Below are 11,121 nucleotides of genomic sequence, written 5' to 3' on the forward strand. Positions count from 1 at the left end.
TATGACTGGTCGCTTGGTACTCGCCGCAACACCCATGGGAGATGTCGGTGACGCGTCTCCGCGTCTGCGCGACGCTCTCGCAACCGCCGACGTCGTGGCGGCGGAGGACACCCGACGAACCAAGTCGCTGGCCTCGGCTCTTGACGTGACGATCACCGGAAAGGTGGTCAGTTTCTACGATCAGGTGGAGATCGCGAGACTTCCTGCGCTGGTCGCCGACGTTGCCGACGGCAAAACCGTCCTTCTCGTGACCGACGCCGGTATGCCGTCGGTCAGTGATCCCGGATACCGCCTTGTTGCTGCATGTGTGGCCGAAAACTTGAAGGTCACGTGTCTGCCGGGGCCCTCGGCAGTTACCACGGCCCTCGCGCTGTCGGGACTGCCTGTCGAGCGCTTCTGCTTCGACGGTTTCCCGCCGCGCAAGGGAGGACAACGCAAGACCTGGTTCGCGGGACTGCTCGCCGAACAGCGCGCGTGTGTGTTCTTCGAGGCGCCGCATCGCCTGGCTGATTGCCTGGCCGATGCCGTCGAGGTGCTCGGTCCCGATCGGCGCGCCGCCGTTTGCCGCGAGTTGACCAAGACCTATGAAGAAGTGAAGCGCGGAACGCTCGGCGAACTCGCCGCGTGGGCCGCCGAAGGTGTGCGCGGCGAAATCACGGTAGTGCTCGAAGGTGCTGTCCTGGTGGCCTCCGATCCGGCCGATCTGGTCGAGGAAGTGGAACGCCTGGTCGAGGGCGGAGCACGTCTGAAAGACGCGTGCGCCCTCGTCGCCACCCCCGGTGTGTCGAAGCGCGAACTGTACGAAACGGTGCTGGCTGCGCGTAAGGACTAGCTACCGGCGCACTGCAGGTGCTCCGGGTCGGAGGTTGGCGTCGTCGGCAGCTGCTTGGCCGGCATGCCACCCTTCGGCGTCGACGGACCGTCCGCGAGCTTTGCGGGTTCGGGGGAACAGCCGATCGAATTCGGTGTCGACCGCTGCCGAGGTGGTTGCGAGAATCGGCAGGAGGTCGGCGACGTCCATCGATGCCGCGTCGGCGGCTTCGGCGGTCGCTTTGGTACCGGCGTCGCGGAGACGTTGACCGATTCGGTTGGCGAACCCGGTGAGGAAGCCCTTGCGGAACGACGTGGTTCGCGAGCCGCCGCGATTGCTGGTGTCGGCGAATTGCATTGCGCGCGTTGCCTGTACGAGTAACGACGTGAAGAGCATGTCGACCTGTTGGAGATCGACGGGTGTGCCGATGACGGTGGCGATGGACACCTCGCTGAACCACACAGCGCGTACCCGGTTGGAATCACCGATTGCAGTGAGGAGATGGACCTTCTCTTTCACGTACGGGTTGTCGAGGTGGATTCGACGCCCATTCACGGCGGTATCGGTGATGCCGGTGCGATTGTGCAGAAGCGCGGCGTCGATCGCGTACCGCGTCATCAACTCCTGTGCCTTTTCGGTGAAGGACTCGGCTTCTTCCGCAAAATTGGTGGCCTCGGCTTTGGCGAGGAGTCCACGAATTCGCTTGAGCACCTTGGCGTCTACTTCGGCTCCCGTGCCCGCGTAACTGGTGTCTGTTCGCTGCGGAGGCCACGTGGACGGCGGCGCGAGCAGCAGATTCCACGGCGCAAGCCGCGTCCAGTGCAGTGATACCTCGGCGATCTGGGAGACGAGGAAATAGGGATCTTCGAACAGGAGTCCGGCAGCGAGGGATCGAAAAACGTCCTCGTCCAGAGTGATTCGCGAAGCGATGCGATCGGCATTGGGGAACTGTTCACGAATGGACGCGAGCTGCCCGACCCATTCGAGGGGAGCGCGGTCGGCAGCCCTGGTTCGGGCGGCGTCGAGCAGGGCGGCGGTGGCAACTAGATCCGCGTTCGAGGGATCTTTGCTACGACGGGCCAGGTGAACAAGATCGGCAGGCTGCCATCCTCGTTCGTAGACGCCGCCGAGCTCGGCGATCAGGGCCTCGGCAGCTGCGACGGATTGAGGACTGACTTCGTGAGAGGACACGCGGGTTCCGTTCCAGGGCAGCGTCTGCGAGGAGGCAGTAGATCGAAAGTATGTTCTATCGGATGTCATGGACGCAGTGTGCACGTGGGGTCCGACACAACTGGCTCAGACCAGATGCGGCGGACCCCACGTAAGCGTCACACGGTAAAGATCACTCGTCGACGAAACGAGGGAAAACAGGTGCCGGAGCAGGCAGTTTCCGGTTTGCGTCGATGCGAACGGCGATGTCGGTGAACTGACGGTTCTCTTCGCTCTGGCCGAGCAGATCGAGGATCCGCGACGCTGCGTCCGGCATGACCGGCTGAACGAGAATTCCGACGATACGGACCACTTCGATCGTCACGTAGAGAACCGTCGCCATCCGGGCCGGATCGGTCTTGCGCAGAACCCACGGTTCCTGCTTGGAGAAGTACCGGTTGGTCTCACCGAGTACGCCCCAGATGGCTTCCAGCGCGAGGTGCAGAGCCTGGACGTCGAACTCGCTGCGGCACTTGGCAAGCAGCGCATCGGCCGACGCCAGCATCGCCAGGTCGTCCTCGGTGAACTCGCCGGGGGTGGGAAGCTGGGCGTCGCAGTTCTTCGCGACCATCGTCAGTGAGCGCTGCGCGAGGTTGCCGAGTTCGTTCGACAGGTCCGCGTTCATGCGCGTCACGATCGCTTCGTGGCTGTAGCTGCCGTCCTGGCCGTACGAGATCTCGCGGAGCAGGAAGAAGCGGACCGCGTCGAGGCCGTACTGATCGACCATGGCGATCGGGTCGACGACGTTTCCGACGGACTTCGACATCTTCTCGCCCTTGTTGTACAAGAACCCGTGGACGAAGACCCGCTCCGGCAGTTCGATACCGGCAGACATGAGGAACGCCGGCCAGTACACGGTGTGGAACCGCGTGATGTCCTTGCCGATGATGTGCAGGCTTGCAGGCCAGAACTTCTTGAACTCCTCCGAGTCGACGTTCGGGTAGCCCACGCCGGTCAGGTAGTTGGTGAGGGCGTCGACCCAGACGTACATGACGTGGTCGGGGTCGCCGGGAACCTCGACGCCCCAGTCGAACGTCGTTCGTGAGATCGACAAGTCCTTGAGGCCGCCCTTGACGAAGCTGACGATCTCGTTGCGGCGAGTCGTGGGGGCGATGAACTCGGGATGCTCTTCGTACAAAGCGAGCAAACGATCCTCGTACGCCGAGAGTCGGAAGGTGTAGTTGGACTCCTCGGTCCACTCCACCGGGGTGCCGGTCTCGGTGGACTGACGCGTGCCGTCTTCGAGAAGCGTGGTCTCGGCTTCGGTGTAGAAGGCCTCGTCCCGAACCGAGTACCACCCCGAGTACGTGTCGAGATAGATGTCACCCGATGCAGCCATCTTCTCCCAGATGGCCTTGCTGGCGAGTTGGTGATCTGCGTCGGTGGTGCGGATGAACCGGTCGTACGAGATGTTCAGGACCTTGTCGAGGTTCTGGAACACGTCGGAGTTGCGGGCGGCGAGTTCGCGGACGTCGATGCCCTCTTTGATGGCCGTCTGCTGCATCTTCAGACCGTGCTCGTCGGTGCCGGTCATGAAGAACACTTCATGTCCGTCCAACCGCTTGAAGCGGGCGAGCGCGTCCGAAGAGATGTATTCGTACGCGTGGCCGATGTGCGGAGCGCCGTTGGGATACGCGATCGCTGTCGTGATGTAGAACGGCGATCGTTCCGCGCCTTCCGGGGCGGCGGAGTCCGGGCGCGTGGTCTGGGAGGGTGAGGCAGGCACAGTCATGGTGCGCTTACTCTATCGGGCGTGAGCAAAGACCGTCCCGCCCCCGATGCCCCTGAGCCCTTGTCGCCTCTGATCGACGCCCATACGCACCTCGACGCGTGTGGTGCACATGACGCTGCGACCGTGGCCGAAATAGTCGATCGAGCCGAGGCCGTCGGCGTCGGACGGGTCGTCACGGTGGCCGACGACCTCGACGCCGCGCGCTTTGCCGTCGACGCTGCGAACTGGGATTCTCGCGTGTACGCCGCCGTCGCAATCCACCCGACCAGGGCAAACGTACTCGATGTCGACACCCGAGCCGAGATCGAGCGGTTGGCGTCGGATCCGCGAGTCGTTGCCGTGGGGGAGACGGGGCTTGATCTCTACTGGCCCGGCAAGCTCGAGGGCTGCGCCACCATCGAGGAGCAGGTCGGCGGTTTTCGCTGGCACATCGACCTCGCGAAGCGGTTGGGCAAGACGTTGATGATCCACAACCGCGAAGCCGACCAGGACTTGCTGCGAGTGCTCGGCGAGGAAGGCGCGCCGGAGACCGTGGTCTTCCACTGCTTCTCTTCGGATTCGGAGATGGCGCGGGCGTGCATCGACGCGGGCTATGTGCTGAGTTTTTCGGGCACCGTCAGTTTCAAGAACGCGAAGGCGCTCCGCGAGGCCGCGCTGTTGGTGCCGTCGGATCAGCTGATCGTCGAAACGGATGCGCCGTTCCTCACTCCGCATCCGTTCCGCGGCGCGCCCAACGAGTCGTATTGCCTGCCGTACACAGTCCGGGCACTAGCTGACATCCGCGGCGAGGATCCTCAGGCTCTCGCGGCAGCGTCCACGGCGACAGCGGAGCGGGTTTACAAGCTCTGACCGCTATTCTGAGCTGACAGGTAACTCCGCGCCCGGGACCGTCGTGTCCTGGTCTGTCTACTGCGCGGAGTATTGAGATGAACGACTACATCTATCCCGACGACGTGGTCACAGTCCGCATCGAAACATGGGAGTTCGAGTGCTGTGCACCGTTGCCGGTTGTCGGCGGTAGCCGCGGCTGGATGGAGACGGCGGTCGTGGTCGAACTGGCCGTTCCCGGGAAGGGATGAAGGCGCACAGTTTCACCGAACCGACGCCGGTCGACTCTGCGGTTGAGATCGTCACCGTTCACGTCGACGCAGTCGAAGTCGAGTGCTGTGGGCCGTTTCCCGCTGTCGGTGAACCATGCTCGTGGACATTGACGCCGCGATTGCATGACGACGAGTTCGACGGATGGGTTCACAGCGGGATGCCGGCGTCAGGAGTTGTGACGACAGGTGTGGTGGTCGGGATTCTCGTGGTGACGACGATGTATGCAGAAGCAGGAAGTCCACGCAAGTGGTTGCCCGTCGCAGGTAGCGAGACATGCCGAAGAGTCGACGCCAGTCCTCGGTGGTTCCGGAGGTTCGGCGATTTCGAGTTCGGGCCACAGAACCGGATCGAGACCGGGCTGGTCGTCGAGTTGGCAGTCAACTCGTAAGCCCAGTGCCTAACTGCACACAACTGCGCGTCCGGAGGCTTATCCAGCCCTCTGGAGCCGACATGTGTACAGAAATACCCGGCGGGCAGCCCCTCGAGGTAACCCGCCGGGCAGAAGGTTAGAGCACCTTCCCCAGGAAATCCTGGGTGCGCTTCTGCTGCGGGTTGCCGAACAACGCTTCCGGCTTCCCCTCTTCGACGATGTAGCCGTCGGCCATGAAGATGACGCGATCGGATACCTCGCGCGCAAATCCCATTTCGTGGGTCACGACCACCATCGTCATGCCCTGTTTCGCGAGGTCGCGCAATACCTGCAGAACCTCGCCCACCATTTCGGGGTCGAGGGCGCTGGTGGCCTCGTCGAAGAGCATGATGTCCGGGCTCATGGCGAGTGCGCGGGCGATGGCAACACGCTGCTTCTGGCCGCCGGACAGACTTGCGGGCTTGGCGTCGGCCTTCTCTCCGAGACCAACCTGACCCAGCAGTTTCACCGCGATCTCGCGTGCCTGTTCCTTGGTGGAACGACCCGTCTGGACCGGGGCGAGCATCACGTTTTCGATGACGGTCATGTGCGGGAACAGATTGAAGTGCTGGAACACCATGCCGATGTGTTGGCGCACCTTGTCGATGTCGACGTTCTTGTCCGTCAGGTCGAACTGGTCGACGCGCACGGTGCCGGCGGTGATGTCCTCGAGGCGGTTGAGGCAGCGCAAAAAGGTGGACTTGCCGGAGCCGGACGGCCCGATGACGCACACCACTTCGCCGTTCTTGATGTCGACGTCGAGGCCTTTGAGGACCTCGTTGTCGCCGAACGACTTTTTCAGCCCCTTGACCTCGATCTTGATCTCGGTGTCTGGCTTGCTCATGTTGACGGCTGTTTCGGTCACTTGTTGATCCTCTTTTCGAGGCGGTTCGAGAACTTGGTGAGCGCCATGATGATGATGAAGTACATGGCGCCGATGATCAGCCACATGTTGAAGGACTGGAAGTTGCGCGCGATGATGATGCGCCCGGTCTGAGTGAGCTCTGCGAGTCCGATGACCGACAGGATCGACGTGTCCTTGAGGGTGATGACGAACTGGTTGATGTACGACGGGATCATCGTGCGAATTGCCTGCGGCATGATGACTTTCCGCATTGTCTTCATGTAGCTGATGCCGAGGCTGCGTGATGCTTCCATCTGGCCCTTGTCCACGGCCAGGATTCCGCCGCGGACGATCTCCGCCATGTATGCACCGGCGTTGAGTGAGAGCGTGATGACGCCGGCGGTGAATGCCGACATCTGGAAGTGCAGGGCGGCCGGGATGCCGAAGTAGATGAAGAACGCCTGCACCAGAAGCGGTGTGCCGCGGAAGATGTCGACGTAGGCGGTACCGATTCCGCGGACGACGATGTGTGTCGATACGCGGCAGAGTCCGAAGATCGCACCGAGGACCAGAGCGATCGCAATCGAGACGACCGACAGAACGATGGTCAGCCACAGGCCCTTGAGCAGTTGCGGGTAGGTGCTTTTGATCAATCCGATGATGGAGTTGTCGGACGACGTCGCGCCTTGACCGAGGAACTGCGAGAGGATGTCGTCGTATTCTCCGCTGTCGCGCAGGTTCTGCAGACCGGCATTGAACATCTCGAGGAGTTCGGCGTTCTGGCCCTTGTTGACGGCAAAGCCGTAGCTTGCGCCGGCTTCCTTCTCCGTGACGGTTTTGAGTCCGTTGCCCTGGGTGATGCCGTAAGCGAGGACGGGATAGTCGTCGAACACGGCGACGGAGTTTCCGGTGCGGACCTCGTCGTACATGCTGGCGGAGTCGGCGAAGTAGACAGTCGTGAAACCGTATTGATCCTTGATGGATTCGGCGAACGAGGCGCCTTCGGTGCCGTTCTTGACGGCGACGCGCTTGCCCTTCAGGTCCTCGTAGGACTTGATGTCGTTGTTCGTTTCGAGCACTGCCATCTGGACACCCGACTCGAAGTACGGGTCGGAGAAGTCGAAGACCTGCTTGCGAGCGTCGGTGATCGACATACCGGCGATGACGCCGTCGGCCTGGCCCGCCTGGACCGCCTGCAGGGCCGCGTCGAATCCGAGTTGTTTGATCTCGACGTTGAATCCCTGATCCTCGGCGATTGCCCGGATCAGTTCCATGTCGATGCCGGTGAGGTTGCCGTTTTCGTCCTCGAACTCGAACGGTGCAAACGTGACGTCGGTGGCGATGATGTACGTCCGGCCTGGCTGCGCCGACGCGATGCCGGGGGCGAACAGCGCTGCGATGAGCGCCATCAGGATGGCCAGGATCGGCCACCTCGGGTTACGTGGTTTGTCGAATTTTCTTCGCACTCTCGCCCAGCTTTCGTATGTCACGCCCGGGATCGCCGGACTGCTTATGACCAGACGAGAACATACTGCGCGCCGCACTGAATCGTTACACCGTTAACTGAGGTAAAAAGTTACCGACCTGCGACACGCCGTGGTGCATCCGTGACAAAAGTCGCATTCCGTGACCGTTTGGTTGCCGAAGTGAGGTGCGGCCGTTACCGTATTGTGATCGAACGTCCGCCTGCCTTGGGATTTCCTGTGTCGCCTTTTGCCAAGATCAACTCCGCGAAGTCACCACTTCTCTACTCGATGGTGGCCGCGCTGCTGCTGACGCTTGTTGTCGGTGGGCTGCTCGTGGTGGTTCAGCACAAGACGATCACGCTTGACGTCGACGGCGAGATGATCTCGCTGTCCACCATGTCGAGCAGCGTCGGCGGCGCCTTGGACAAGGCCGGCTACGAGGTAGATCCGAAGGACGCACTCGCACCCAGTTCCGACGCTTCCCTGTCCGACGGTGACACCGTCGTACTGCGCCGGGCACGCGAGTTGGAATTGACCGTCGACGGCAAGCAGCAGACGGTATGGACCACCGCGCTGACCGTGGACGAAGCGTTGAAGCAGTTCGACGTGGCCGACGATTTCGCGGTATCGGCGTCGCGCTCGCATCGTTTGCCGCTCGAGCGCACGGAACTCGACGTGATCAGCCCCAAGGTTGTCCATGTTGCGGATGGCGGCGCCCCCGCAACCGAAATCAAGCTTGCCGCCGCAACCGTCGGTGATCTTCTGGCCGCACGCAATGCCCCGCTCGAGCAGGCTGACACGGTTGTTCCGCCCGCCGAGACTCCCGTCACGGAGGGTCTCACCATCGAGATCACCCGGACGCGCACCGACACCCTCGTCGAGACCCAGCCGATTCCCGCGCCGGAGAACAAGATCGACGATCCTTCGCTCGAGAAGGACACGACCGTCGTCGAAAACCCGGGAGTGCCCGGTGAGCGCACAGCGACCATCGAGGTCAAGACGGTCAACGGTGTCGAGGCCGGTCGTACCGAGCTTGCCGCGACCGTCGTCGCGGAACCTGTTGCCGCGGTCGTCAAGGTCGGCACCAAAGAACCTGCGGTACCGGCAATTTCCAATGCGTCGACGTGGGATGCGATTGCGCAGTGCGAGGCCACCGGCAACTGGGCGATCAACACCGGTAACGGCTTCTACGGCGGATTGCAGTTCACTCAGAGCACCTGGCAGGCGTTTGGCGGCGGCGAGTACGCATCGCGTGCCGACCTCGCAACCCGTGAGCAGCAGATCGCGATCGGCGAGAAGGTTCGCGCTGGTCAGGGCTGGGGCGCATGGCCTTCGTGCACAAGCAAATTGGGTCTGCGCTGATCGCGCGCTGACCACGGACCAGAAGTCAGGAACCTATGTCACCGCTTGCGAAGCTCAACTCGACACGATCACCGCTGTTGTATTCGATGATCGCCGCGTTGCTTCTCACGCTGGTGGCCGGCGGAATCCTGGCCGTGGTCAATCACAAGACCATCACTCTCGACGTCGACGGCGAGCAGATTCGACTGAGCACCATGGCGAGCAACGTCGACGGCATCCTCGAAGATGCGGGTTACGCAATCGGTGACAAGGACGCTGTTGCACCGGCATCCAACGCGTCCGTGTCCGACGGAGACACCGTGGTGCTGCGTCGTGCGCGCGAGATCACGTTGACGGTCGACGGTCAGCAGAAGTCCGTGTGGACCACGGCGCTCACTGTCGAAGATGCGTTGAAGCAACTCGATGTTGCTGCAGATGTTCATGTTTCGGCTTCACGTTCGCAGCGTCTGCCATTGGACGGCGCTGCGCTCGATGTTCTCACGCCCGTAGTCGCGAAGCTGGTCGACGGAGCAAATGCGGAGACGGATGTGCGGCTCGCAGCTCCCACCGTCGGTGAGTTCTTGACCGCCAACGGAACTCCGCTCGGAGCTGCGGACACCGTTGTTCCCGCAGCAGATGCGCCCCTCACCGAAGGCCTCGAGATCACTGTGACGCGCAATGTCACCGAAAGCCGAGTGGAGACCTTGCCGCTCGATCCGCCGGATCAGCGCATCGAGGATCCGACCATGAATCAAAGTCGCACGATCGTCGAGAATCCGGGAGCGCCCGGCGTTCGTGACGTCACATTTGCGGTCAATCTGGTCAACGGTGTCGAAACCGGCCGCACTCCTGTCGCCGAGACGATCACCACACCCGCGCAGCCGAAGGTTGTCCGCGTCGGCACCAAGCCGGGCACCGAGGTGCCGCCGGTCGAGAACGGTGCGACGTGGGATGCGCTCGCGCAGTGTGAGGCCACGGGCAACTGGGCTATCAACACCGGCAACGGTTTCTACGGCGGCGTGCAGTTCGACCAGAACACCTGGGAACGACAGGGTGGGCTCAAGTACGCTGCCCGTGCCGACCTCGCGACCCGCGAGGAGCAGATCGCAATTGCCACGCAAACCCAGCGTACCCAGGGCTGGGGCGCATGGCCGTCGTGCTCGGGCCGTCTCGGACTGGGTTAAGTTCTTACCTGTGTCAGACGCCGAATCGAACCAACCCATCGCCACCCCTCGTGGGCAGGCAGCGCTGCTCGGCCCGGCCGAGGTGCGCGCGCTTGCCGAGGAATTCGGTGTGCGCCCCACAAAGCAGTTGGGGCAGAACTTCGTTCACGACGCCAACACGGTGCGACGCATCGTCACCACTGCGGGCGTTACCCGTGACGACGTGGTTCTCGAGGTCGGACCAGGTCTCGGCTCCCTGACCATGGCACTGATGGATGTCGTGGATCGTGTCATCGCGGTGGAGATCGATCCGAATCTGGCGGCTCGTCTGCCCAAGACTGTGTCCGAGCGCGCTCCCGAACTGGCAGATCGACTGACGGTGGTGGAGGCCGACGCCATGCGTGTGTTGCCTTCGCAGATTCCGGGGGAGCCGACGGCTCTGGTCGCGAACCTTCCGTACAACGTGGCGGTGCCGGTGCTGCTGCACCTGTTTGCTTCGCTGCCGAGTCTGCGCACCGCTCTGGTGATGGTGCAAGCCGAGGTCGCTGATCGCCTCGCTGCTGATCCGGGAAGCAAGATCTACGGAGTCCCGAGCGTCAAGGCCAATTTCTTCGGTGAGGTCCGCCGCGCCGGCGCCGTGGGTCGCAATGTGTTCTGGCCGGCGCCGAAGGTGGAATCCGGTTTGGTGCGCATCGATCGTTATGCCGAGCCGCCGTGGCCGATGGACGAGCAGCATCGCAAGCGTGTTTTTGCCGCGATCGACGCTGCTTTTGCTCAGCGTCGCAAGACTTTGCGGGCAGCTCTCAGTGGTTGGGCGGGTTCGCCGGTTGAAGCGGAGCGCAGACTCCTCGCTGCCGGCATCGAGCCGCAGACGCGTGGCGAGATGCTCGACGCAGCTGCGTTCGTTCGTCTGGCCGGAGTCGAATAGCCCTGTGCGCCGTTGTGACAGCCATGGCTGTCACCAAAGCGCCCCCTGGGGGGGGGGGATTTTTAAAGGCGGACCCCCACGCGGGTTGGCACCACAAACAACCAGCAGAATTAAAAT

General features: G+C 62.6%; 11 protein-coding genes. 7 read left to right on the forward strand and 4 right to left on the reverse strand.

Annotated features, from left to right (window positions below):
• Nucleotide 1: 1 nt before the first annotated feature.
• Nucleotides 2-832: a 16S rRNA (cytidine(1402)-2'-O)-methyltransferase gene (gene rsmI / locus ACFRFQ_RS22780; RefSeq protein WP_378662617.1), complete on the forward strand. Its 831-nt coding sequence runs from the start codon at nt 2-4 to the stop codon at nt 830-832.
• Here the strand turns inward: rsmI and ACFRFQ_RS22785 are convergent, their stop codons facing one another.
• Nucleotides 833-2,002: a DUF2786 domain-containing protein gene (locus ACFRFQ_RS22785; protein ID WP_378662620.1), complete on the reverse strand. Its 1,170-nt coding sequence runs from the start codon at nt 2,000-2,002 to the stop codon at nt 833-835.
• Nucleotides 2,003-2,153: 151 nt separating this feature from the next.
• Nucleotides 2,154-3,752, reverse strand: coding sequence for a methionine--tRNA ligase (gene metG / locus ACFRFQ_RS22790; RefSeq protein ID WP_378662623.1), 1,599 nt, complete (start codon nt 3,750-3,752; stop codon nt 2,154-2,156).
• 21 nt (nt 3,753-3,773) lie between these two features.
• On the opposite strand from metG, the gene ACFRFQ_RS22795 reads away from it, so the two are divergent.
• From ACFRFQ_RS22795 to ACFRFQ_RS22805, 3 genes are all read left to right on the forward strand, one after another.
• Nucleotides 3,774-4,601: a TatD family hydrolase gene (locus ACFRFQ_RS22795; protein ID WP_378662625.1), complete on the forward strand. Its 828-nt coding sequence runs from the start codon at nt 3,774-3,776 to the stop codon at nt 4,599-4,601.
• Nucleotides 4,602-4,678: 77 nt separating this feature from the next.
• On the forward strand, nt 4,679-4,831 hold the full coding sequence (locus ACFRFQ_RS22800) for a hypothetical protein (protein WP_378662628.1): 153 nt from the start codon (nt 4,679-4,681) through the stop codon (nt 4,829-4,831).
• The gene (locus ACFRFQ_RS22805) at nt 4,828-5,241 is read left to right on the forward strand and encodes a DUF6578 domain-containing protein (RefSeq protein ID WP_378662631.1); all 414 of its coding nucleotides are present in this window, start codon (nt 4,828-4,830) and stop codon (nt 5,239-5,241) included. Before ACFRFQ_RS22800 ends, ACFRFQ_RS22805 begins: the two co-directional genes overlap by 4 nt.
• A gap of 118 nt (nt 5,242-5,359) precedes the next feature.
• Here ACFRFQ_RS22805 and ACFRFQ_RS22810 read toward each other — a convergent pair whose 3' ends face one another.
• Complete coding sequence (locus ACFRFQ_RS22810; protein ID WP_378662633.1) at nt 5,360-6,127, reverse strand: amino acid ABC transporter ATP-binding protein; 768 nt, start codon at nt 6,125-6,127, stop codon at nt 5,360-5,362.
• Nucleotides 6,124-7,515, reverse strand: coding sequence for an amino acid ABC transporter substrate-binding protein/permease (locus tag ACFRFQ_RS22815; protein WP_378663319.1), 1,392 nt, complete (start codon nt 7,513-7,515; stop codon nt 6,124-6,126). Before ACFRFQ_RS22815 ends, ACFRFQ_RS22810 begins: the two co-directional genes overlap by 4 nt.
• A 294-nt stretch (nt 7,516-7,809) precedes the next feature.
• On the opposite strand from ACFRFQ_RS22815, the gene ACFRFQ_RS22820 reads away from it, so the two are divergent.
• The 3 genes from ACFRFQ_RS22820 to rsmA are packed head-to-tail and all read left to right on the forward strand — an operon-like array spanning nt 7,810 to nt 11,004.
• The gene (locus ACFRFQ_RS22820; protein ID WP_138873648.1) at nt 7,810-8,934 is read left to right on the forward strand and encodes a resuscitation-promoting factor; all 1,125 of its coding nucleotides are present in this window, start codon (nt 7,810-7,812) and stop codon (nt 8,932-8,934) included.
• Between the two features lie 35 nt (nt 8,935-8,969).
• Entirely contained in the window at nt 8,970-10,097 is a 1,128-nt protein-coding gene (locus tag ACFRFQ_RS22825) for a transglycosylase family protein (protein ID WP_378662636.1), read from the forward strand.
• A 10-nt stretch (nt 10,098-10,107) separates the two neighbouring features.
• A complete protein-coding gene (rsmA, locus tag ACFRFQ_RS22830) occupies nt 10,108-11,004 on the forward strand; it encodes a 16S rRNA (adenine(1518)-N(6)/adenine(1519)-N(6))-dimethyltransferase RsmA (protein WP_138872394.1) in 897 nt (298 codons plus the stop codon).
• Nucleotides 11,005-11,121: the final 117 nt, after the last annotated feature.

This window comes from Rhodococcus sp. NPDC056743 (assembly GCF_042790355.1).
In the GTDB taxonomy this organism is placed as follows: Bacteria; Actinomycetota; Actinomycetes; order Mycobacteriales; family Mycobacteriaceae; genus Rhodococcus_F.